This is a genomic window from Demequina mangrovi, from assembly GCF_000759715.1.
Taxonomy (GTDB): domain Bacteria; phylum Actinomycetota; class Actinomycetes; order Actinomycetales; family Demequinaceae; genus Demequina; species Demequina mangrovi.
Genome location: NZ_BBLU01000005.1, coordinates 39,301 through 62,780, shown reverse-complemented (window position 1 = coordinate 62,780; position 23,480 = coordinate 39,301). Strand labels below are relative to the sequence as shown.

Sequence of the window (23,480 nt, the reverse complement as noted above, 5' to 3'; positions counted from 1 at the left end):
CCGCCGCATCGTCCCCGCGAACCTCACGCGTCACATGTGTCATTGGGAATCGGACGGGGGGACGCAGAGAAGCCCGGGGCGGTCTCCCGCCCCGGGCCCCTCTCTGGAAGGAGAGCCTGTCAGCCCTTCACGGACCCGGACGTGAGGCCTCCCACGATGTAGCGCTGGAGCGTGAGGAACAGCACAAGCACCGGCAGCGCCGCGATCACGGTGCCGGCGGAGAAGATGCCCCAGCGCGCGGTCAGCTGGTCGGATACCCACGCGTACATGCCGATGGCCAACGTCCAGTTGTCGTTCGACACGAGGATGATCTTCGCGAGGATGAAGTCGCCGAACGCCGCGACGAAGGCGAGCAGCCCGACCACCGCGAGGATGGGCGTCACGAGCGGCATGATGAGCTTCCAGAAGATCTGCGCGTGCGTCGCGCCGTCGATCTTGGCCGCCTCGTCCATCTCCGACGGGATCGAGTTGAAGAAGCCGTACATGAGGAACGTGTTCGCCCCGAGCGCGGTGCCCCAGTAGACGCAGATGAGCGCGATCTTCGAGTCGATGCCGAGCGACGGCACCACCTCGCCGAGCGCGAGCAGCAGCAGGAACACCGCGACGAACGCGACCGTCTGCGGGAACATCTGGAGGATGAGCAGACCGGTGAGCGAGAACCGCCGGCCCTGGAAGCGGAACCGCGAGAAGGCGTAGGCCGCGCAGGCGCCCATGAGCACCGCGCCCACGGCCGCCGCGGCGCCGATGATGAGCGTGTTGCCCACCCACGTCCAGAACAGCGTGTCGTTGAGGTTCGCGTAGTTCTCGAAGCTGATCGAGCTGAACAGGCTCTCCGTGCCGCGGAGGTTGCCGCCCTCGTCGAGCGACGCGGAGAGGACGAACACCAGCGGGAACGCGGCGTAGAAGATGATGAGGACGGCGAGCGGGTACTTCCACCCGACCTCGAGCCACCAGCGGGAGCGGCGGGTGGGCTGACGACGGCTCGTCGACGGCGCGGACGGCGCGGTGGTGGCCATCAGAACTCCTCCAGCTTCTTGGTCTGACGGAAGGCGATCGCGGACACGATGCCGACGACCACGAACACGACGATCGACAGCGCGGAGGCGAGACCGTAGTCGGCGCGGCCGCCCGCGACACCGGAGATCTGATAGATCGCGGTGATGAGGATGTCGGTGGAGCCCAACGGCACGGACGTGTCGGTGAAGCGTGGACCGCCGTTGGTCAGCATGTAGATGATCGTGAAGTTGTTGAAGTTGAAGGCGAAGGACGCGATCGCGAGGGGCGCCGTCGACACCATCAGCAGCGGGAAGGTGATGGACCGGAACTGGCGCCAGCGTCCGGCGCCGTCGATCTTGGCCGCCTCGGTGGTCTCGGACGGCAGCGACTGGAGCGCGCCGGTGCAGACCAGGAACCAGTACGGGTAGCTGAGCCACAGGTTGACGAAGAGGATCGAGAACTTCGCGAGCCACGGGTCGCCGAGCCAGTTGATGTTGGCCCCGAAGAAGAACCAGTCGTTGATGACGCCGAACTCGGCGTTGAGCATGCCGCGCCACAGCAGCGCGGTGAGGAAGGCCGGGAACGCGTACGGGAGGATGAAGAGCGTGCGCAGCGTCTTCTTGCCCTTGAGCCTGTCGTCGTTGTAGATCAGCGCGAAGAACAGGCCCAGCAGGAAGCTCGTGGCCACCGTGAGGAACGCGAACGCGAACGTCCACGCCGCGACCTTGAGCAGCGGGGCCGCGAGGTCGGGGTCGGTGACCGCCTTGACGAAGTTCTCGGCGCCGATGCCCACGCGGTAGCCGACCGGCAGGGTCGAGCCGTCGTCGCCCACGAACGTGCCGTACTCGTTCGCGGTGTAGGTCACGCCCGAGTCGGAGTCGACCAGCGCATCGGCCTCCTCGTCCCACGTGAGCGACGAGCGGTAGACCGCGGCCGTGGATCCCTCGCGGGTGCGCAGCGAGCCCTCGTCGGCCTCGTCCGAGACCGGCACGCGGAGCTGCGTGACCTCCTGCGCGAGCGCCTGGTCCGACAGCAGCTCGTTGAGGGAGACGACCTCCCAGCCGGGCACCTCTGTCGGCCGGCCGGAGCCGTCGGCGGTGGCGCCGTCGACGGCGGCAAGGGGCTCCTCCTCCGTGCCCACTTGGACGGCGCCGGAGGCGGAGGTCACGGCGAAGCCGATGGTGTCCCCGTCGCGCACCACGGTGAGCGGGTAGGTGGCCGAGTCCTCGACGCGGCGCTCGGCGTTGATGAGGGCGGCGTCGATCGCCTGGCCCTTGTCGACGTTGTGGCCGGCGCCGTAGTTGGTGGTCGCCACGTAGGCCGTGTAGCCCATGACGAACACCTGGAAGATCAGGAGGAAGACCAGTCCGGGGAAGATGTACTTGAGCGGCAGGGTGCGCCGCGCGAAGTAGACCCAGTTCGCGGCGACGAGCAGCAGGGCCGATGCGGCGAGGACCGCCCAGGCCTCGACGGCCCATGCCGACATGATGATCGACAGCCCGACGGCGTTGACGATCATCATCAGCAGCAGCTTCACGAGGAAGCCCCAGCCGAGGCCTCTCCAACTGCGTGCGGGCGCCTCCGGCCTCGTCACCGGTGTCGCTGTCTCCGTGGACATCTGGTCTCCTGGTTCCGCGTTCTCTCAGTATGTCGGCGATGACCCGCCGACGTGGGGCGGGACGCTCGCGCGCCCCGCCCCACGGGGGTGGATCCTCTTAGCCCTCGAGAGAGGCGGTGAGGTCGGTGATCATCTTGTTCCAGGTCTCGACCGGGTCGGCACCCTTGATGATGGCCGACTCAGCCGCGTTCCAGAAGTCCCACACCGAGCCCATCTCGGGGATCGACGGCATCGGGACGCCGCCCTCCGCCGAGGCCTGGAAGCCCGCGATCGCGTCCGGGTACGGGGCCGACGCGGTGTCGACGCCCTCGAACGCGGGGAGACGCGGGTCGGCGTCGTAGAGCGCCTGCATCGCCTCGGGCGTCGCGACGTAGTTGGTGAGGAACGTGTTCGCGAGGAGCGCGTTCTCCGACTGCGACGAGACGTAGAAGCCCTGGACGCCCACGAACGGCGAGGCGGTCTCGCCGCCGGCCGACGGCACCGGGTTCACGGTGAAGTTGACGTCCGTGAACGAGCCCAGCGCCCACGGGCCCTGGATGGTGTACGCGCACTCGCCGGAGTTGAAGAGCTGGTTGTTGATGTCGTAGTCGACGGTGGTCGAGATGTAGCCCTCGCCCTTCTCGCCGTTCTCGCCGAGCCACGTCGCGAAGGCCTCGCCGGCCTCGCCGCCCATGCCGACCTCGGAGGTGTACGAGCCGTTCTCCTGGACGAACACCGGGGCGCCGAACGAGGTCTGGAACGGGTACATGGTGTAGCCGTCGCCGGTCTCGCCGTTGGTGTTGATGCAGAACGGACGGTCCGCGCCGGAGTCGATGCCGGCCTGGATCATGTCGTCCCACGTGGCGGGGGCGTCCTCGCCGACGAGGTCGGTGTTCTGGATGAGCGCGATGGTCTCGGTCGAGTACGGCATGCCGTAGAGCTGGCCGTCGTAGGTCATCGCGTCGACCGCGACCTGGGCGAAGCTCGAGGCGTTCTCGCCGAGGTCGACGGTGTTCACCACACCGCCCTCGATGAGCGCGCCCAGCCAGTCGTGCGCGCCGATGGTGATGTCCGGGCCCTCACCGGTGGGGACCTGGGCGAGGAAGTCCGCGCGGATGTCCTCGAAGTTCTTCTGGACGAGCTCGACGGTGGCGCCGGTCTCCTCCATGAAGGTCTCGGCCGCAGCCGCGACGGCGGGCTCGCGGTTCTCGTCGACCCAGATGGTCAGCGAGAGGCCCGTGGCGTCGATGGCGTCCGAGGTCTCGGAGGCGGCGGGGGTGGGCTCCTCGGACATCGCGTCCGAGGGCTCGTCGTCGGTGGTGCCCGACGAGCAGGCGGCCAGGAGTGCGACCGACGTCGCCGCGATGACGACCTTTCCGATCGTGTTACGCATCTTTCTTTCCTTCCAGAGTGGTGCCACATTGCGCGCCTCTGGTGAGCTCGCGTCTCTGCGACAGGTTAATCCGATCGAGGCCCCCGGGCGGGAGCCCCGTGTCTTCATCCTTGCCATGGGATCTGGGATCGAGGTCGGCGCAGCCCGACCCCTCCCCACGGGTCAGACCCCGTCACCTCCGGTTCCCCGCGAGGTCCGGATCACGGCGACACCGCCGCCAGGAACCTCGAGCTCTCCATCGGTCTCGGCACCCGAGAGCAGGTCCTTCCCTGCCACCGGGAGCCGAGCTGCGTCGTCGCCGTGGTTGACGGCGATGACGAAGTCCTCAGCCGCGCCGCGCCGCGTCACGACCTCGAGGTCCTCGGGCAGCCCCGAGACCTCGATGCCGGCGTCGGCGTAGACCGCGTCGACCACGGTCCTCAGCGCCTCCACGGAGAGCTTGGTGCCGACGTACCAGCCGACCCCCTCCCCGTGGGTGTTGCGGGTGATCGCGGGCTTGCCCGCGCCGGGCCCGGAGATGTTCTCCGCGACCACCTCGGCGCCCGCCAGAACGATGTCGTCCTGCCACACGTCCGAGGGCAGCTCGACCTCGGCGCCGCGCGTCCAGCGCACCGCCGCGGTGTCGCCCTCGCGCATCGGCAGGAACTCCTCGACCGTGAGGCCCAGGGCGTCGCGCAGCGGCGCGACGAACCCGCCCTCGTGGACCGCGTCGTTCTCGTTCACGATCGCGGAGAAGAAGTTGACCAGCAGCGTCCCGCCGCCCTCGACGTAGCGCGTGAGGTTCGCGGCGGACGATGCGGTGAGCAGGTACGAGGCGGGAGCCACCACGAGCTTGTAGCGCGACAGGTCCTGGTCGGGGTGCGCGAAGTCGACGGTGACGCCGTCGCGCCACAGGCGCTCGTAGAACGTGCGCATCCGCTCGCGGAACTGCACGTCGTCCGAGGGCCGCCACTCGAGGTCCTGCGCCCACAGCGACTCCCAGTCGTAGAGTACCGCGACCTCGGCCTCGACCTCGGAGCCGCGCACCTCCGCGGCGTCCTTGAGGTGACCGCCCAGCTCGACGACCTCGCGGAACACGCGGGAGCTCTCGCCTGCGTGCGGCAGCATCGCCGAGTGGAACTTCTCCGCGCCGGAGCGCGAGGCGCGCCACTGGAAGAACATGATCGCGTCGGCCCCGCGGCCCAGGTGGGTGAGCGCGTTGCGGCGCATCTCCCCCGGCCGCTTGGCGATGTTGCGGCCCTGCCAGTTCACGGCGGACGTCGAGTGCTCCATGAGGATCCACGGCTTGCCGCCGGCGACCGAGCGCGTGAGGTCCGCGGACAGCGCGAGGCCCACGTGGGCGTCCGGGTCGGGCGACCAGAGGTAGTGGTCGTCGGAGACCACGTCGACCAGCTCGGCCCACTTCCACAGGTCCGTGTTCCATGCCTGGTGCGCCATGAAGTTGGTGGTGATGGGCTGCGAGGCGTGCGCGCGGATCGCGTCGCGCTCCACCACGTAGCACTCGCGCAGCTGGTCGTCGGTGAACCGCGCCCAGTCGAGCTTCATCGCCGGGTTGGTGATGGTCGCGGTCGCGGCCGGCGCGACCACGTGCTCCCAGGCGCCGTAGCGCTGACCCCAGAAGGCCGTGCCCCATGCCGCGTTGAGCCCGTCGAGCGTGCCGTACCGCTCCTCGAGCCAACGTCGCCACGACACGACGGCGCGCGGGCCGAAGTCCTCCGCGATCGGCACGCCGTACTCGTTGTGGATGTGCCACATCACCACGGCCGGGTGCTCGCCGTACCGCTCCGCGAGCGCGCCGGCCATGCGGGCGATCGCCTCCCGGTACTCGGGCGCCGCGTGCGAGGCCATGCCGCGGCCGCCGAAGCCCATGACCGTGCCGTTCTTGTCCGTGACGCGTGCGTCCGGGTAGCGGTGGAAGAACCATGCCGGCGGCGAGACCGAGGGGGTGCCGAGGTCCGCGGCGATGCCGTGGGAGTGGAGGAGGTCGAGCAGGTCGTCCATCCACGCGAAGTCGTAGCGGCCCTCCTCGGGCTCGAGCATCGCCCAGGAGAAGATGCCGACGGAGACGAGGTTCACACCCGCCTCGCGCATGAGACGCATGTCCTCGTCCCACGTCTCGCGCGGCCACTGCTCGGGGTTGTAGTCGCCTCCGTAGGCGAGACCCTCGACGCTGGGCCAGCTCGCTGCTGCCGTCATGACACTCCTCGCGGCCCCCGGAGGAGCCTTGCTGCTGCGGCGGCCATCATCGGCCGCCCCGACTGGGACCGTTCACAGTTCTACTCCCCGGGCAGATGCCCGCGCAAGTCGACAGGCGCTCCGTGACTCTTACGGAAGCACTCCGTTATCGAACTGTGACCGCGCACAACCTCCTTTGGATGCAAGCGGTTACATCAACCGTGGCCCACACCCTACATCGTCGCGCGGGGAGCGCAAGTCACCGAGGTCCCGGACCTCGGCTCCCGGGGCCCGAGGAGCGTGAAGCCGCTGGCACGCGCCTCGGCGCGCCCTGCGCGCCTCAGGTACACATCGCCGCGCAATCCGAGTAGGTTCGGGGCATGGCCCGCTCCCCTGAGACGTCCATCGGTCGCATCCCCATCGTGGGGGTCCAACCCTCGCTCGAGGAGGGCAGGTGGCCCGCTCGCGCGGTCGTGGGCGAGGCGGTCCCCATCACCGCGACGATCTTCCGCGAGGGGCACGACTCCGAGGGCGCGACCGTCGTCATCACCAAGCCGGACGGGCGCCACGAGCGCATGCCCATGCCTCTCGACGACTGGGGCACCAGCCGCTACCGCGCGGCGTTCATCCCGAAGCACGAGGGGCTCCACTCGTTCCGTGTCGAGGCATGGTCGGACCCGTTCTCGACCTGGCTCCACGCGGCCGAGGTGAAGATCCACGCCGGCGTCGACGTCCAGCTCATGCTCGACGAGGGCGTGCTGGTCCTCACGCGTGCGCTCACCGAGGTCCGCCACACTCCGGCGCGCAAGGCGCTGCTCGAGAAGGCGATCGCCTCTCTCGAGGACGGCTCGCTCGACCCCGAGGCCCGCCTGGCGCCGGCATCGTCCCCCGAGCTGCGGGCGGCCATGACGGCGGCCCCGCTGCGCGACTCGGTGAGCACCTCCCCGGAGTACCCGCTGCTGGTGCAGCGCGAGAAGGCGCTCGTGTCCGCCTGGTACGAGATCTTCCCGCGCTCCGAGGGCGCGCGCCTCAACAAGCGCACCGGCGAGTGGCACTCGGGCACGTTCACCACCGCCGCGAAGCGGCTCCCCGCGATCGCGGACATGGGCTTCGACGTCGTCTACCTCACCCCGATCCACCCGATCGGCACCACCCACCGCAAGGGGCGCAACAACTCGCTCAAGGCGGAGCCCGGCGACCCCGGCAGCCCGTACGCGATCGGCGCGGCCGAGGGCGGCCACGACGCGATCCACCCCGACCTGGGGACGATGCGCGGCTTCCGGGCCTTCGTCAAGGCGGCCAGGAGCGTGGGCCTCGAGGTCGCGATGGACGTCGCGCTCCAGTGCTCCCCCGACCACCCGTGGGTGACGGAGCACCCCGAGTGGTTCACGCAGCGCCTCGACGGCACCATCGCGTACGCGGAGAACCCGCCCAAGAAGTACCAGGACATCTATCCGCTCAACTTCGACAACGACCCCGAGGGCATCTATCACGCCATCCGGGACATGCTGCAGGTGTGGATCGACGCGGGCGTCACGCTCTTCCGCGTCGACAACCCGCACACCAAGGCGCTGATGTTCTGGGAGCGGCTGCTCGGCGAGATCGCCGAGGCCCATCCGGACGTCATCTTCCTGTCGGAGGCGTTCACGCGCCCCGCGATGATGCACACCCTCGCGAAGATCGGCTTCCACCAGAGCTACACCTACTTCACGTGGCGGCAGAACGCCGAGGAGATGGGCGAGTACCTCGAGGAGCTCGCCGGGGACTCGTCGTTCTACATGCGCCCGAACTTCTGGCCCACCACGCACGACATCCTCACGCCAGACATGCAGCACGGCGGACCGCCGCTGTGGCGCATGCGCGCCGTGCTCGCGGCGACGGGCTCCCCCTCGTACGGCATCTACACGGGGTACGAGTTCGTCGAGGACGTGCCGCGGCCCGGCGTCGAGGAGCAGATCGACAACGAGAAGTACGAGTACAAGCCGCGCGACTGGTCCGATGCGGACCGCCACGGGATCGCGACGCTGCTCACCACGCTCAACGCGGCGCGGCGCAGGCACCCCGCGCTGCGACGCCTGCGCGGGCTGCGCGTCCACGAGACGACCAACCCCGAGATCCTGTGCTTCACCCGGCACGTACCCGCGGCCGAGTCCCCCACCGGCAAGGCGGACACCGTGATCGTGGTCGCGAGCTTCGACCCGCACCACGTGCAGTCCGGCGTCGTGACGCTCGACATGGAGGCGCTCGGGCTCGCGGACGACGCCCGCCTCGTGGTCGACGACGTGGTGGGCGGCGGCACCTACACGTGGAGCCGTGACTTCTACGTGCGCCTCGATCCCGCGGTCTCGCTCACCCACGTCGCGGTGGTGAAGCCCGCATGACCCCTCGTCTCCTTCGACCGACTGGACGGTGCTGATGCCTCGACGCCTGGACCCCGCCGTGCTCGCGGACATCGCGCGCGGCATGCACCACGATCCGCACGCGATCCTGGGACCCCACCCGGGCGCGGACGGCGTGGTCGTCCGCGTGCTGCGCCCGCTCGCCGACGCGGTCGAGATCGAGACGCTGGCAGGGCGCTTCCCCGCGGTGCACGAGCACCACGGCGTCTGGAGCGTGCTGCTGCCCGAGGCCGAGGTGCCCGACTACCGGGTCCACGCCGCGTACGGCGACTCCGCCGCGGTGTCGGACGACCCGTACCGGTTCATGCCGCTGCTGGGCGAGCTCGATCTCCACCTCATCCGCGAGGGCCGGCACGAGAAGCTCTGGGAGGCGCTGGGCGCCAACGTGCGACGCTTCGACTCGGTGCTCGGCGCCGTCGAGGGCACGGAGTTCGCCGTCTGGGCGCCCAACGCGCGCGCCGTGCGCGTCGTCGGGGAGTTCAACAGCTGGCAGGGCGCGACGCACGCGATGCGCACGCTCGGCTCGTCCGGCATCTGGGAGCTGTTCATCCCGGGCGTCGCGGCCGGGACCAAGTACAAGTTCGAGATCCTCGACAAGAACGGGCACTGGCGCCAGAAGGCGGACCCGATGGCCCGCCGCACCGAGAACCCGCCCGCGACCGCCTCGGTGGTCGACGAGACCGGCTACGCGTGGGGCGACGACGAGTGGCTCGCGCAGCGTGCGGCGTCCGAGCCCCACCGCGCGCCCATGAGCGTCTACGAGGTCCACCTCGGCTCGTGGCGTCAGGGCCTCAGCTACCTCGAGCTGGCGGACCAGCTCACCGCGTACGTGTCCGAGATGGGCTTCACCCACGTCGAGTTCCTGCCCGTGATGGAGCACCCCTTCGGCGGCTCGTGGGGCTACCAGGTCTCGGGCTACTACGCGCCGACGGCGCGCTTCGGCACGCCCGACGAGCTCCGCCACCTCATCGACACGCTCCACCAGGCCGGCATCGGCGTGCTCCTCGACTGGGTCCCGGGCCACTTCCCCAAGGACGAGTGGGCCCTCGGCCGCTTCGACGGCACCCCGCTGTACGAGCACCCCGACCCGCTGCGCGGCGAGCAGCCCGACTGGGGCACGTTCATCTTCGACTTCGGCCGCGCCGAGGTGCGCAACTTCCTCGTCGCGAACGCCGTGTACTGGCTCGAGGAGTTCCACGCCGACGGCCTCCGCGTCGACGCTGTGGCCTCGATGCTCTACCTCGACTACTCGCGCGAGGCCGGCCAGTGGCGGCCCAACGTCCACGGCGGCCGCGAGAACCTCGACGCGATCGCCTTCCTGCAGGAGGCCAACGCCACCGCGTACCGCACCTCTCCCGGCATCGTCATGATCGCCGAGGAGTCGACCGCGTGGCCGGGCGTCACGGCGCCCACGAGCCAGGGCGGCCTGGGCTTCGGGCTCAAGTGGAACATGGGTTGGATGAACGACACGCTCCGGTACGTGAGCGAGGAGCCCGTCCACCGGTCGTACCACCACCACACGGTGACCTTCTCGCTCATGTACGCGTTCTCCGAGCACTTCATGCTGCCGCTCTCGCACGATGAGGTGGTGCACGGCAAGGGCTCGCTGGTCGACCGGCTGCCCGGCGACCACTGGAACAAGATGGCGGGTCTGCGGGCGCTGCTCGCGTACCAGTGGACCCATCCGGGCAAGCAGCTGCTCTTCATGGGCTGCGAGTTCGGCCAGTACGCCGAGTGGTCCGAGGGACGCTCGCTCGACTGGTGGCACCTCGAGGACCACCTCCACGAGGGAGTCCGCCGCATGGTCGCGGACCTCAACCACCTCTACCGCGACGCTCCCGAGCTCTTCGAGCGCGACTCGGACTCGAGCGGCTTCCGCTGGATCGACGCCGACGACTCGCGCCGCAACACGCTCGCCTACCTGCGGATGGACGATGCGGGCAACCCGCTCGCCGTCGTCGTGAACTTCGCGGGCGTGCCCCACGAGCGCTACGCGCTGCCCCTGCCGCTCGCGGGCGGATGGGACGAGGTCTTCAACTCGGACGCCGAGCACTACGGCGGCTCCGGGGTGGGCAACCTCGGGCACGTCGAGGCGCGCGCCCGCGCGATGCACGGCTACCCGGCGGTGGCCGAGATCAGGGTGCCGCCGCTGGGCGCCGTGGTCCTGCGCCCCTCGCGCTGAGCCGAGGACGACGATGCCCCCGCTCGGCGAGCGGGGGCATCGTGACGTCCAGCGTCAGTAGAGCGCGGAGGCGAGCGCCTGGCGGGCGCGGAGCACCCGCGGATCCGCGGCGTCGACCACGTCGAAGAGCTCGAGCAGGCGCGCACGGGCCTTCTCGCGGTCGTCGCCGACCGTGACGCGGACCAGGTCGACCAGGCGTCCGAACGCATCGTCCAGCTGCCCGCCCAGCACGTCCATGTCGGCCACCGCGAGCTGCGCGTCGACGTCGTCCGGCGCGTCCGCCGCGGCCTTGCGCACCGCTCCCAGGTCCGCGGTCCGCGAGCGCGCCATGAGGCGCACCTGGGAGCGGCCGGCGCGGGCATCGGCGTCCTTGGGGTTCTCGCGGAGGGCGCGGTCGTACGCCGCCTCGGCGGCCTCGAGGTCGCCCCGCTCGATCGCGTCGTACGCCTCCTGGTGGAGCGGCGGGAGCGGCGGCTCGGGCTCGGGCGCGGGGGCGGCCGATCCCTCGGTCAGCCCCTCCGCCGCGCCCATCTGACGGGCGGCGGCGACCACCTGGCCGAGCACCTCGTCGATCTGCTCGCGGGTCGCGGCACCCTGGAACAGCGGCGCGGGGCGGCCGCCGATGATCGCGACCGCCGCGGGCACGCCGCGGATCTGGAAGGCCTGCGCGATCGCGGGCTGCGCGTCGACGTCGCAGGCGGCGGCCGTCACGCCGAGCGCGGCGGCGGCCTCCTCGACCGTGCGGGCGAGCTCCTCGCTCTGCGGCGAGGCGCTCGAGACGAACGCGATCACCACGGGGCGCTGCATCGACTGCTGCGCGAGCTCCTGGAACGCCTCCTCGTCGATGGTCGCGAGGCCGGTGTCCGCGCGACGGGACTGCGCCGCGAGCGCCGCCAGATCGACGGCGCCGCGCATGGCGCCGGGGATGTCAGTCATGAGTCTCCTCTGTCCTTCGGTCCGGCTACTTGGCCTCGACCTTGACCAGGTGGTGGTCGGCCGCGACGACGGCGGGCTTGGCGTCCTCCGCGTCCGCCGGCGGGATGTGGATCACCACGAGGTCGCGATACGTGTGGGTCACGCGGTCCGTGAGCTTGCCCTTGACGAGCGCCTTGTCCGTGTCCGAGATGGAGACGGTCGCGTCGCCCTCGACCCGCAGCGACGACTTCACGAGGAGCGGCGCGAAGACCAGCGCTCCGCCGTCGGCCGTCGCGAGCGCGTAGGTGCCGTCCTCGTCGGGCTCGATGGTGTCGACGTACTTCCCGTCGCCCTTCTTCGCCGCGGTGTTGAGCACCTTCCGCGCGGCGAACAGCTGCTCGCGGAACGTGTCGTCCTCGAACTCGTCCGCCAGGTCGCTCTTGGCGCCCTCCTGCAGAAGCGTGACGTAGTCCTGAACCACCTGCTGGGGCGACGGCGACACCTCGGCGCCGTCGAGGGCGAGCTGGTCCGAGCCGACCGCGATGCCGGGCATGGCCGGGAGCGTCGCCCCCGGGATCATGTGCGCCCAGTTCTGGAGCTGGTACTCCGAGTCGATGTCGTCCTGGAGCCACAGCAGCACCAGCGGGGTGTTGCCCTCGGGCGCCTCGGTGACGCCGACCATCATCCGCGGGAACTCACCCTCCGCGGAGACGTAGACCGCCTGCATCGTGTCGGGGATCTCCTCGAGAGCAGCGTCGTCACCCGCCTCGACCTTGACGTACTCGGCCGCACGGATGCGCGGCACCATGCCGCCGACGCGCTCGCCGAGGAGGTCGGCGTCCGCGGCCTCGTCGGCCGCCGCCAGCTCCGCGAAGGTCGCGGGGACGATGCGGTCGATCTGGGTCTGGGTGATCGCGGAGGTCTCCTGCGCGTCCGGCGCGGTGACCGCCGGCGGGACGTCGGGCGTGCAGCCCGCGAGCACGGCGAGTCCCAGCGCGACCGCTCCGGCGATGGCTGCCTGGCGCCTCATGCGCGATCCTCCCGCTCGTCGTCGTCCCCCACGGGGGCATCGTCCTCCGTCGCGCCGTCCACGCGAACCTCGGGCTCGCTGTCGGGCTCGGCCTCGGTCCCGACCGGCTCCCACGTGGGCTCGAACGGCTCCTCGGACGCCTCGTCGGAGTCCTGCTCGGGGGCCTCGTGCTCGGGGGCCCCCTGCTCGGAGTCCTCCTCGTCGTCGGACGCCACCACCGGGATGCCCTCACCCGCGGTGAGCGCCTCGCGGCGCTCGCGCCTGCCGCCGGGGGTGGCCGGCGGCGCCTGACGGCGGCTCGCGACGGCCGTCTCGACCTTGGAGCCCGCGCCGCGGTGATCGATGAACACGAAGATCAGCGCCACGAGCCCGACCGCGGCGAGGAACGCGCCCCACCACTTGAGGGGCGTGACCCAGCCGTCGTTCACCACGCGGTCGATCCGCATCGTCACCGAGGACAGCGGTGAGCCGTCCTCGGACTCGACGACGATCGCGAGGCCCACGGGCAGCGCGTCGTTCTCCAGCTCGAGCGTGCCGGCGTCGGCGCTCCACGAGTCGCGCCAGATGTCGGCGATCTCCTGCTGCGCCGCGGGGCTCGCGGATGCGGACGGGGAGGCCGACGCCTCGGCCGAGGCCGAGGGCGAGGACGACTCCGAGGCCGACGTCGAGGCGGAGGCCGATGCGGAGGGCTCCGCGCTCGGCTCGGTCGAGGGGGCGGGCGCCGTCTGGGTCTCCGTCGACAGCTCCTCCCACGTCGGCACGCCGGTGAGCGTGGTGACGTCGCGCGACGCGGCCCACTCGTCGGCGTCGTCGACGCGGCCGGAGTAGGCGGTGATGGTGCCGGATCCCTCGATGGTGATGGTGCCTCCCGGTGCCATCGCGACCATGTCCGGGTCGATGACCAGGACGGGGGTCTCAAGCGAGGCGGAAGGGGTGCCGAAGGCCGCCGGGCGCATCGCATCGGCGATCAGTCCGCCGATGAGGAGGAGCAGCCCGAGCGCGCCCGCGATCAGCGCGGTGGTGCGCAAAGTCACGTGTGTCTCCGTTCGTCTCGCTGTTCACTCTACGAGACATGCGGCGAACATCACCCCTCACGACTTTGTTCCCCGCACCGCACCGGCACTACCCTGAGGGTCGAATGCGAGACCTGCACGGACCAGCCCGTGCGATCGAGGAGAGTCATGGCCGAAGAGAACCTGCCGTTCCCGCTTGCGATGCGCGGCTACGACCGGGAGGCGGTCGCCGCCCACATCGCACGCCTGGAGGACGCGGCGCGCGAGCAGGCTGCAGCCGCGGAGCAGGCACGACGCGAGGCTCAGCAGGCGCGCGGCTCCCTCGACGAGGCCCAGAAGGCCCTCCGCGAGTCCGAGCAGCCGACGTACAAGGGGCTCGGCGCGCGCGTCGAGCAGCTCCTGCGTTCGGCCGAGGAGCAGTCCTCCGACGTGATCGCGCGGGCCAACACCCACGCGCAGGACACGGTCGCCCGTGCGAACGTCGCCGCGCAGCAGCTGCGCGCCCGCGCCGACAACGAGGTCGCGGAGATCCTCGCCCAGAGCCGCCGCGAGGCCGATGAGATCAAGACGCAGGCCGAGCACCTCGCCGCGGGCGTCCGCGAGGCCGCGGAGCGCCAGTCGGGCGAGGCCGTCGACCGCGCCCAGCGCGAGGCCGACCGCATCCGCTCCGCCGCCGAGACCGAGGCCGCCGAGGTCCGCGCGGCAGGCGAGCGCGAGGCGCACACCGTCCGCGCCACCGTCGAGCGCGAGACCACCGAGCTGCGCGTCACCAGCCAGCGCGAGGCCGCCGACCTCGTCGACGCCGCGCGCGCCGACGCCGAGCAGAAGCTCGCGCACGCCCACCAGGAGTCGAGCCGCCTTCGCGACGAGGCCGCCGCGTTCCTCGCCGCCTCCCACACGGAGGCCGACGAGCTGACCGAGGCCGCCCGCGTCGAGACCGAGTCGCTCAAGGCCGAGGCCACGCGCATCGTCGCCGAGGCGAGGGACGAGGCCGGTGCGACGCGCAAGGCCGCCGAGCAGGCCGCGGGCCACTCGATCGCGGAGGCGGAGCGCGAGGCCGCGAACCTGCGCGCCGTGGCCGAGGCCGAGGCCTCGGACATGCGCATCTCCGCCGAGAGCGACGCCTCGACCATGCGCAACGACGCCGAGGCCGCGCTCGCGCGCGCCGCGGAGGAGGCGCAGGAGGCCAGGGAGGCCGCCGAGGCTGCGGCCGCCGAGATGCGCCGGGTCGCCGGCGAGGAGACCGCTCAGCTGCGTGCGCTCGCCGAGCGTGAGACCGGTCACCAGCGCCGCGAGGCGGACGCCTACGTGGCCGAGCTGCGCCACGCGGCCCAGGAGGAGGTCGCGCAGCTGCGCCACGCGGCCGACCAGGACACCGCCGAGCTGCGTGCCGCGGCCGCCCGCGAGGCGGCCGAGCTGCGGACCGCGGCCCAGACCGAGTCCACCGAGCTGCGCGACAGCGCGGCCGCCTACGCCGCCGAGCTCCGCCAGGAGACCGAGGCGTGGGTCGCGCACCTGCGCCAGGAGACCGAGGCCGAGACCACCGCGGAGCGCCGCGACGCCGAGTCCTTCGCCGCGGCCCTGCGCAAGGAGACCGAGGCCGCCGTGACGGCGGAGCGCCGCGACGCCGAGTCCTACGCCGCCGGGGTCCGCAAGGACGCCGAGACCGCGGCCACCGCGCTGCGCCAGGACGCCGAGGCCTACGCCGCCACGGTCCGCCACGAGGCCGAGTCCTTCGCCGCGGCCCTGCGCAAGGAGACCGAGACCTGGGACATGGACCTGCGCCAGGCCACCGAGGCCTGGGCCGCGGACCTGCGCCACGACACCGAGACGTGGGACGTCGACCTGCGCCAGGCCACCACCGACGAGCTCGCGGCCGAGCGCCTCGCCGTCGCGACCTGGGTCGCGGCTCAGCGCCAGGAGACCGAGGCCTTCGACACCGACACGCGTCGCGAGGCCGAGGCCTACGCGGGCGAGGCGCGCCGCACGGCGGACGCCTACGCCGCCAAGGAGCGCCAGGCCGCCGAGGCCTACGTCGCGGAGCAGCACCGCGCCGCGGACGCCTACGCCGCCCAGCAGCGCCGCGAGGCCGACGCCTACGCCGCCCAGCAGCGCCGCGACGCCGATGCGTACGCGACCCGCGAGCGCGAGGCCGCCGACGAGGAGGTCACGGAGCTGCGCGACACCGTCGCGGCCGAGCTCGCCGAGCTCCGCCAGAGCGCCGAGGCCGAGGCCGAGAGCCTGCGCGCGAACGCCGAGGCCCACGCCAAGGACGTCCGTCGCGCCGCGAAGGACGCGCGCCGTGCCGCCGACGAGGAGATCGGCGCGCTGCGCGCCGCCGCGACCACCGAGACGCTGCAGCTGCGTCAGGCCGCCGACGCCGAGACCGCGGACCTCCGCGCGACGGTCAACGCCGAGCTCGCCGAGCTCCGCTCCGCCGCGGACGCGGACGCCACGCGTCTCACGCGCGAGGCCGAGGCGGCGCTGGGCAGCGCGCAGCAGCAGGCCTCCGACCTCCGCGCCACCACGGAGCGCGAGTCGAAGGACGCCCTCGCCGCGGCGCAGGCCGAGGCGCAGCGCCTCGTGCAGTCCGCGCAGGCCGAGGCCGCGCAGCTGCGCGACGAGGCCCAGGCGGAGGCCGAGGCCGCCCACGAGGAGGCCCGCCGCACCCGCGAGGACCTCGAGCTCGACGTCGCCACCAAGCGCGAGCAGGCCGAGCGCGAGCTCTCGCAGCGCCACGACGAGGCCACCGCCGAGACGGCCGCCATGGTCGACGACGCGAAGCGCCGCACCGCCGAGGCGGAGGACCGTCTCAGCGCGACCCTCGAGCGCGCGGAGGCCGTGCGCCGCGAGGCCGAGGTCCACTCGCAGACCCTGCTCACGAACGCGCGCAACAACGCCGACGAGATCGTGTCGGAGGCGCGCGAGCACGCCGAGGCGATCATCTCGGAGGCCGTGAGCGACGCCGAGCGCGAGCGCACCATGGCGACGCGGGAGGTCGACGAGCTCAACCGTCAGCGCGAGTCCATCACCACGTACCTCGACGACCTGCGCGGGCTGCTCTCGTCCGACCCCGTGGGCAACCTCGCCCGCGCGTCGCGTCTGCAGGCCGAGCACGACGCCAAGGCAGAGCCCTCGGAGGCGTGACCGTGGACGCCCGCGACGACCGCCTCGAGATGGCGGACGCGCTCGCGCGCCAGCGTCAGGCGGAGTCGCGTGCCGCCTCGGCGCTGATCCAGGCCTTCGTGAGCGACGCGGTCGCGGCCGGCCTCGCGCCGGAGACCCTCACGGCGCGGACCTACGACGGGCGCTCGCGCGTGCGGACCTCGGTGACCGGCTGGTACCTCAAGCGGGACCGGTCCGTCGGGGTCGGGACCGACGGGAGCTTCTACGTGCTGTCGACGCCGGGAGGGCTGCGCGAGCGCCTGCGCGGCGCCCACCTCTCCCCGGCGGACCCGCCGCTCGAGCTCGGGCGCGGCGCCCGCGACGGCGAGTCGCTGCCCCTCGACGAGGCGCTCCGCAAGCGGCTCGCCGGCGGCGATTCCTGGGGCTGAGCCGCGCGCCCCGCGCGAGCATCGTCCCTGATCCCACGGCCATGATGGCGGGGGCACCTCACGCCCCCCTCGTGGTGAGGTGCCCCCGCACCAGCATGGTGGCATGGCGTCGCGGCGCGCGCTACACCCTTCGGGCAAATTTCACATATCGGTAACGCAGGACGTCCCGGGAGCCTCGCCCGGTCAGCCCTCCGCGCCGTCGAGCAGCCCCGCGACGAGCGGCGCCACGGCGCCCGGCGCCTCGAACGCGGACAGGTGCCCGACCCCCGGCAGCACCACGGGCTCGACCCCGAGCGCGGCGGCCATGGCGCGCGCGGCTTCCTCGCCGGCGATCGCATCGTGCTCCCCCACCGCCACGACGGCCGGCACGTCGAGCGCCGCGAGCACCTCGGTACGATCGGGCCTCGCCGCCATCGCGCGCTGGCCCCAGGCGATCCCGTCGCCCCCGTGCCGCGCGATGTTGGACTCGATCGCGGCGACGAGCGCCTCGCGCGCCTCTCCCGTGGTGCCGATCAGCCCCTCCGCGGCGCCGCGGGGGTCGGGATGCCCCTCCGCCCCCTCCACGCTCTCCGCGAGCGCGAGCCGCGCCTCCCTGGCCTCCTCGGTGTCCGCCTCGGCCTTGGTGCCCAGCAGCCCCAGGCCCGCGACCGCACCCGGGTGGCGCTCGGCCACCGCCATCGCGATGTAGCCGCCCATCGAGCAGCCGACCCAGACGGCCTTGTCGTGACCGGTGACCTCGCGCATCGCGAGCACCGCGGCATCGGCGATGAGCTCGAGCGACGGCTCCTCGTCGGGCAGCGGCATGTCGCCGATGCCGGGCACGTCGAAGGTGATGATGTCGCCGGGGATCCCGGGAAGAGCCTCGAGCAGCGGATCCCATTGGGACCGGTCGACCGGGAAGGCGTTGAGCAGGACCAGGGGCGTGCCGTCGGGTACGAGGCTCACGGGGGAACTCCTTCGCGTCGTGCCAGGTCTTATCCCACGCTCATTCCACCATGGACGCGGGCACCTCGCCCGGCAGCGGCGCGCGCTCCGGGGCGACGCGCTCGACGATCGCGTCGTGGACGATGCGCACGTACCTCTCCCCGACCCACAGGTGCTTGGCGTCGGGGACCGCGATGAGCTCGAGCTGCGTGAGCGGGGCGAAGCGCTCGCGCGCCTCGTCGGGCTTGAGGAAGTCGTCGTGCTCGGGGACCAGCGCGGTCACGGGGCGCCCGGTCGCGGCCCAGCGGCGCATGTCGTCCTCGGTGGCACGATGCAGCGGCGGGGACAGCAGTATCGCCCCCTCGACGTCGAGATCGGCGCCGTGCATGAGCGTGAGCTCGGTGCCGAAGCTCCAGCCCACGAGCCAGCGGTTCGGGAGGCCGCGGCTCACCGCGAAGTCCACCGCGGCGCGGACGTCGGCCGCCTCGGCGATCCCCTCGCCGAACTCGCCGTCGGAGGTCCCGCGCGGCGACGACGTGCCGCGCGTGTTGAAGCGCAGCACCGCGAGCCCGGCGAGCGCGGGCAGGCGCCACGCGGCCTTGCGGTAGACGTGCGAGTCCATGAAGCCGCCGTGCGTCGGCAGCGGGTGCAGCGTGATGAGCGTGCCGGTGACGGGTCCCTCGGCGGGCAGAGCGAGCTCGCCGACGAGCGTGAGCCCGTCCTCGGTGCGCAGCTCGATCTCCTCGCGGTCGGCGGGGAGCACCGTCATCGAGCGCAGCTCGACCAGGTCGTCGGTCATAGGTCCTCTCTCAGCGTGCGCGCCCGAAGCTCTGCCAGCAGCCCGTGTGCCAGTGGCGGCGCGAGTCCGCGGCCGCCTCGGCGCCCATGATGCTCTCGACCGGCCACGCCACCACGTGCGGCAGCTCGCCCGAGATCTCGCCCTGGCAGCCCGGGCACACGAAGGTGCGATCGGTCGGCCGCGGGGTCGCGACGTAGAAGTCCTCGCCGCGGGGCCCGCGCTCGATGCGGGCGCGGTTGCCCCACACCCGACCGACGTCGAGCTCCTCATGGGGCCGGCCGTACGGGCGCTTGGAGGAGCGACGACCGGAGGGCATGCGGACCAGTCTACGGAGTGATTCCCAATGGAAGATGTGACAGGTGCGACCGCCGGCACCGGGCGCCGTCGGCCATGGCTGTCACATCTGCCACATCTGTCATTGGCAGTCGTCTCAGTAGGTGCGGGCCGGGGTCTCGACCTGCTCCTCGAGGTCCTCGACGGGCAGCGGCGCGCGGCGCGCGAGCGTCGCCCGGTACCAGTACGCCGAGTCCTTCCAGCGGCGCTCCTGCGTCGCGTAGTCCACCCGCACGAGCCCGAAGCGCTTGGCGTAGCCCTGCGCCCACTCGAAGTTGTCCATGAGGCTCCAGGCCATGTAGCCCCGGACATCCGCGCCCTCGTCGATCGCGGCGAGCACGGCGCCAAGGTGATCGTGGAGGTAGGAGACGCGGTCGGCGTCGCGCACGCGGCCGTCGGCGTCCAGCACGTCGTCCCAGGCGCCGCCGTTCTCGGTGACGTAGATGGGGCGGCCGGTCTCGCGGTGGACCTTGAGGAGGTGCGCGTGCAGGGCACCGGGGTCGATGTTCCAGCCCATCGCGGTGAGGCGTCCCGGCGGGGTCATGAACTCGATCTCCTCGTCGCCGGGCCACGGCGAGTTGCCGCCCGCCTTGTGGCCATCGGCCAGGGTCGCGACCTCGGACACGGCCGCGGCCTTGCGCGGGTTGTGGCGCACCACGTGCGAGGCGTAGTAGTTCACGCCGAACCAGTCGACGGAGTCCTTCATCTCCGCGAGGTCGCCCTCGTGCACGAAGGACCAGTCGGTGAGGTGCGCCGTGTTGGGCTTGAGGATCGCGGGATAGGCGCCCTCCACCAGCGGCTGGTGGAACATCGTGTTGGCGAGCGCGTCGATGTGCTCCGCGGCCGCGCGGTCGGCGGGGTTGGACGGGTCGAACGGGCGCGGCGTGTGGGAGTTGTTGACGATGCCCACCTGGAGCTCGGGTCGCACCGCCTTGATCGCGCGGTAGGCCCGCGAGTGCGCGAGCAGAAGGTGATGCGCGGCGGTGAGGCCCTCGACATCGTCCGTGTGCCCGGGCGCATGCGCGCCGGCGCCGTACCCCACGAAGGAGCTCACCCAGGGCTCGTTGAAGGTCGCCCACGTCACCACGTCGTCGCCGAGCGCCTCGACCATGCGGACCGCGTAGGTCACGAAGGCGTCGACCGTGGCGCGGCTGAGCCAGCCTCCCTCGTCCTCGAGGGCCTGGGGGAGGTCCCAGTGGTAGAGGGTCGCCATGGGGACGATGCCCTTCTCGCGCAGGCGCGCGACCAGGGCCTGGTAGAAGGCGATGCCCTCGTCGTTGAAGTCGCCGGACCCGGTGGGCTGCACGCGGGGCCACGAGATCGAGAACCGGTACGCCTGGAGTCCCAGGTCGACCATCATGTCGACGTCGCTCTCCCAGCGGTGATAGTGGTCGCAGGCCACGTCGCCGGTGTCGCCGCCGGTGACGGCTCCCGGCGTGTGGGAGAAGGTGTCCCAGATCGACGGGCCGCGACCTCCCTCGGTCGCCGCACCCTCGATCTGGTAGGCGGCCGTGGCCGCGCCGAGCAGGAAGCCGTCAGGGAACGTCGTCGTCATGCGGCGAGCCTATCCGAAACGATTCGACAACTCGTCACGCGGTCTCGGACCGCACCGCCATCATCTACTGGGCGCTTGAGCAGTGCTGTTCGGCCCGATCCCACTGCTCAGGCGCCCACGTGAGGCGATGTCGCGAGCGAACAGGCTCAGAAAAGCCGATCGCTCAGGTCGATGTCGCCCTTCATGGCCTCGTAGTCGAGGAGCACGCAGCGGATGCCGCGGTCCTCGGCGAGGACGCGTGCCTGGGGCTTGATCTCCTGCGCCGCGAACACGCCCTGGACGGGCGCGAGCAGCGGGTCGCGGTTCATCAGCTCGAGGTATCGGGTGAGCTGCTCGACGCCGTCGATCTCGCCGCGGCGCTTGATCTCCACGGCGACCGACGCGCCGCCGCCATCCTTCGCGAGGATGTCGACGGGCCCGATCGCGGTCATGTACTCGCGGCGGACCAGCGTGTGCCCGTCGCCGAGGATGGTGATCTGCGCGGCGAGGAGCTCCTGGAGGTGCGCCTCGACGCCGTCCTTGATGAGGCCGGGGTCCACCCCGAGCTCATGCTCCGTGTCGGAGAGCACCTCGTGGAGCTCGATCTCGAGACGGTCGTCGGTCTTGTCGTGCTGGACCACCCAGACCTCGGTGACGCCGCGCTCCGCGGCCTCCTCCGTGACGGAGGAGGACCGCAGAGTGCACGGCGGGCTCATCCAGTTGAGCGGCTTGTACGAGCCGCCGTCCGAATGCAGCAGGACCGAGCCATCGGCCTTGACCATGATGGCGCGGGTCGCGAGCGGAAGGTGCGCCGAGAGCCGCCCGGTGTACCGGGCCGCGCAGCGCGCGATCACCACTCGCATCAGGAGGCGGCCGGAGCCTTCTCCTCGGCGGGCGCGACGGGCTCGACCACGACCGTGACCACGTCACGGTCGAAGGACACGAAGCCCGAGGCGATGGGGAACTCGGCGTCGCCGTCCGCACCGCCGCGGACCCGCACGGTGCCCGCGCGCAGCACGGACAGCACGGGCTCGTGGCCGGTGAGGAGGCCGATCTCGCCCTCCACGGTGGGCGCGACGAGACGCTCCGCCGACCCCGACCAGAGGACCCGGTCGGGGGCGACGACGTCGACGGTGAGAGGACCGGCCATGATCAGCCGATCTCCTTCTGGATGCGGGCCCAGTTGCGCTCGAGGTCCTCGAGGCCGCCGATGTTGAAGAACGCCTGCTCCGAGATGTGGTCGTACTTGCCGTTGACCAGGCCCGAGAAGGCCTCGACGGTCTCGGTCAGCGGGACCGTGGAGCCCTCGACACCGGTGAACTGGGTCGCCATGTACGTGTTCTGCGAGAGGAACTGCTGGATCTTGCGCGCACGCGCGACGATGATCTTGTCCTCCTCGGAGAGCTCGTCCACACCGAGGATCGCGATGATGTCCTGCAGCTCCTTGTTGCGCTGGAGGATCGACTTCACGGCGTTGGCGGTCTCGTAGTGGTCGCGGCCCACGTAGCGCGGGTCGAGGATGCGCGAGGTCGACGTCAGCGGGTCCACCGCCGGGTAAAGACCGCGCGACGCGATCTCACGCGACAGCTCGGTGGTCGCGTCGAGGTGCGCGAACGTGGTCGCCGGCGCCGGGTCGGTGTAGTCGTCCGCGGGCACGTAGATCGCCTGCAGCGAGGTGATCGAGTGGCCACGGGTCGAGGTGATGCGCTCCTGGAGCTGACCCATCTCGTCCGCCAGGTTGGGCTGGTAGCCCACTGCGGAGGGCATGCGGCCGAGCAGCGTCGACACCTCGGAGCCCGCCTGCGTGAAGCGGAAGATGTTGTCGATGAACAGCAGCACGTCCTGCTTCTGGACGTCGCGGAAGTACTCCGCCATGGTCAGCGCCGACAGGGCGACGCGGAGACGCGTGCCCGGCGGCTCGTCCATCTGGCCGAAGACCAGGGCCGTCTGCTTGATGACGCCCGACTCGGTCATCTCCTCGATGAGGTCGTTGCCCTCACGGGTGCGCTCACCGACGCCCGCGAACACCGACACACCGTTGTGGTTGTTGGCGACGCGGTAGATCATCTCCTGGATGAGGACGGTCTTGCCGACGCCCGCACCACCGAAGAGGCCGATCTTTCCACCCTGCACGTACGGGGTGAGGAGATCGATGACCTTGATGCCGGTCTCGAACATCTGGGTCTTGGACTCGAGCTGGTCGAAGGCCGGCGCCTTGCGGTGGATGGGCCAGGTCTCGGTGACCTCGACCTTCTCCCCCTCCTTGGCGTTGAGGACCTCGCCGGTCACGTTGAACACGTGGCCCTTGGTGACGTCGCCGACGGGCACCGAGATCGGCGCGCCGGTGTCGGTGACCTCGGCGCCGCGGACGAGGCCGTCCGTGGGCTTCAGCGCGATGGCGCGCACCATGTTGTCGCCCAGGTGCTGCGCGACCTCGAGGGTCATGTGCAGCACGCCCTCGTCCTCGCCCTGCGCGGACAGGTCGATGTCGACCGTGAGCGCGTTGTAGATGTCGGGGATGGCGTCGGCCGGGAACTCGATGTCGACGACCGGGCCGACGACGCGCGACACGCGACCGACGACGGGCGCGTCCGCGGCGTTGGCCGGGGTGGTCTCTGCGGTGGTGGTCATTGAAG

Annotated in this window: 18 protein-coding genes; 4 read left to right on the top strand and 14 right to left on the bottom strand. The window is 71.5% G+C overall.

The window, feature by feature from the left end; translation table 11 throughout:
• Positions 1-119 precede the first annotated feature (119 nt).
• From TR42_RS05980 to TR42_RS05965, 4 genes are all read right to left on the bottom strand, one after another.
• Positions 120-1,016: a sugar ABC transporter permease gene (locus tag TR42_RS05980; protein ID WP_042214002.1), complete on the bottom strand. Its 897-nt coding sequence runs from the start codon at positions 1,014-1,016 to the stop codon at positions 120-122.
• The gene (locus tag TR42_RS05975) at positions 1,016-2,614 is read right to left on the bottom strand and encodes an ABC transporter permease subunit (protein ID WP_042214000.1); all 1,599 of its coding nucleotides are present in this window, start codon (positions 2,612-2,614) and stop codon (positions 1,016-1,018) included. Before TR42_RS05975 ends, TR42_RS05980 begins: the two co-directional genes overlap by 1 nt.
• A gap of 97 nt (positions 2,615-2,711) precedes the next feature.
• Entirely contained in the window at positions 2,712-3,986 is a 1,275-nt protein-coding gene (locus TR42_RS05970; protein ID WP_042213998.1) for a sugar ABC transporter substrate-binding protein, read from the bottom strand.
• A gap of 162 nt (positions 3,987-4,148) precedes the next feature.
• Positions 4,149-6,182, bottom strand: a complete 2,034-nt coding sequence (locus TR42_RS05965; RefSeq protein ID WP_042213996.1) for a beta-galactosidase — start codon at positions 6,180-6,182, stop codon at positions 4,149-4,151.
• Positions 6,183-6,541: 359 nt separating this feature from the next.
• Here TR42_RS05965 and TR42_RS05960 point away from each other — a divergent pair, with 359 nt between their 5' ends.
• Together TR42_RS05960 and glgB are read left to right on the top strand one after the other, a co-directional pair.
• Positions 6,542-8,542: an alpha-1,4-glucan--maltose-1-phosphate maltosyltransferase gene (locus TR42_RS05960; RefSeq protein ID WP_042213994.1), complete on the top strand. Its 2,001-nt coding sequence runs from the start codon at positions 6,542-6,544 to the stop codon at positions 8,540-8,542.
• Positions 8,543-8,576: 34 nt separating this feature from the next.
• Entirely contained in the window at positions 8,577-10,742 is a 2,166-nt protein-coding gene (glgB, locus tag TR42_RS05955) for a 1,4-alpha-glucan branching protein GlgB (protein WP_042213992.1), read from the top strand.
• Between the two features lie 54 nt (positions 10,743-10,796).
• On the opposite strand, the gene TR42_RS05950 is transcribed toward glgB, so the two are convergent.
• The 3 genes from TR42_RS05950 to TR42_RS15185 are packed head-to-tail and all read right to left on the bottom strand — an operon-like array spanning position 10,797 to position 13,721.
• Entirely contained in the window at positions 10,797-11,678 is an 882-nt protein-coding gene (locus TR42_RS05950; RefSeq protein WP_042213990.1) for a co-chaperone YbbN, read from the bottom strand.
• A 25-nt stretch (positions 11,679-11,703) separates the two neighbouring features.
• Entirely contained in the window at positions 11,704-12,687 is a 984-nt protein-coding gene (locus tag TR42_RS05945) for a DUF8094 domain-containing protein (RefSeq protein WP_042213988.1), read from the bottom strand.
• Complete coding sequence (locus TR42_RS15185; protein ID WP_176564286.1) at positions 12,684-13,721, bottom strand: hypothetical protein; 1,038 nt, start codon at positions 13,719-13,721, stop codon at positions 12,684-12,686. Before TR42_RS15185 ends, TR42_RS05945 begins: the two co-directional genes overlap by 4 nt.
• A 147-nt stretch (positions 13,722-13,868) precedes the next feature.
• Between TR42_RS15185 and TR42_RS14200 the strand changes: the two genes are divergently transcribed.
• Together TR42_RS14200 and TR42_RS05925 are read left to right on the top strand one after the other, a co-directional pair.
• Complete coding sequence (locus tag TR42_RS14200) at positions 13,869-16,847, top strand: hypothetical protein (RefSeq protein WP_052405679.1); 2,979 nt, start codon at positions 13,869-13,871, stop codon at positions 16,845-16,847.
• Positions 16,844-17,254: a hypothetical protein gene (locus TR42_RS05925; RefSeq protein WP_236623373.1), complete on the top strand. Its 411-nt coding sequence runs from the start codon at positions 16,844-16,846 to the stop codon at positions 17,252-17,254. The genes TR42_RS14200 and TR42_RS05925 overlap by 4 nt, the downstream gene beginning before the upstream one ends.
• A 183-nt stretch (positions 17,255-17,437) precedes the next feature.
• On the opposite strand, the gene TR42_RS05920 is transcribed toward TR42_RS05925, so the two are convergent.
• The 7 genes from TR42_RS05920 to atpD all read right to left on the bottom strand — a co-directional run bounded on the left by TR42_RS05920 (position 17,438) and on the right by atpD (position 23,475).
• Positions 17,438-18,199: an alpha/beta fold hydrolase gene (locus TR42_RS05920; RefSeq protein ID WP_052405677.1), complete on the bottom strand. Its 762-nt coding sequence runs from the start codon at positions 18,197-18,199 to the stop codon at positions 17,438-17,440.
• A 40-nt stretch (positions 18,200-18,239) separates the two neighbouring features.
• On the bottom strand, positions 18,240-18,977 hold the full coding sequence (locus TR42_RS05915) for an alpha/beta hydrolase (RefSeq protein ID WP_042213983.1): 738 nt from the start codon (positions 18,975-18,977) through the stop codon (positions 18,240-18,242).
• A 10-nt stretch (positions 18,978-18,987) separates the two neighbouring features.
• A complete protein-coding gene (locus TR42_RS05910; protein ID WP_042213981.1) occupies positions 18,988-19,293 on the bottom strand; it encodes an Rv1322 family protein in 306 nt (101 codons plus the stop codon).
• Positions 19,294-19,407: 114 nt separating this feature from the next.
• A complete protein-coding gene (locus TR42_RS05905; RefSeq protein ID WP_042213979.1) occupies positions 19,408-20,865 on the bottom strand; it encodes a glycoside hydrolase family 1 protein in 1,458 nt (485 codons plus the stop codon).
• 146 nt (positions 20,866-21,011) lie between these two features.
• Positions 21,012-21,707: an endonuclease NucS gene (gene nucS / locus TR42_RS05900; protein ID WP_042213978.1), complete on the bottom strand. Its 696-nt coding sequence runs from the start codon at positions 21,705-21,707 to the stop codon at positions 21,012-21,014.
• The gene (locus TR42_RS05895; RefSeq protein ID WP_042213976.1) at positions 21,707-21,994 is read right to left on the bottom strand and encodes a F0F1 ATP synthase subunit epsilon; all 288 of its coding nucleotides are present in this window, start codon (positions 21,992-21,994) and stop codon (positions 21,707-21,709) included. The genes nucS and TR42_RS05895 overlap by 1 nt, the downstream gene beginning before the upstream one ends.
• Before the next feature lie 2 nt (positions 21,995-21,996).
• Positions 21,997-23,475 carry a F0F1 ATP synthase subunit beta gene (atpD, locus tag TR42_RS05890; protein ID WP_042213974.1) on the bottom strand — a complete coding sequence of 493 codons (1,479 nt, stop codon included), beginning with the start codon at positions 23,473-23,475 and terminating at the stop codon, positions 21,997-21,999.
• Positions 23,476-23,480 lie beyond the last annotated feature (5 nt).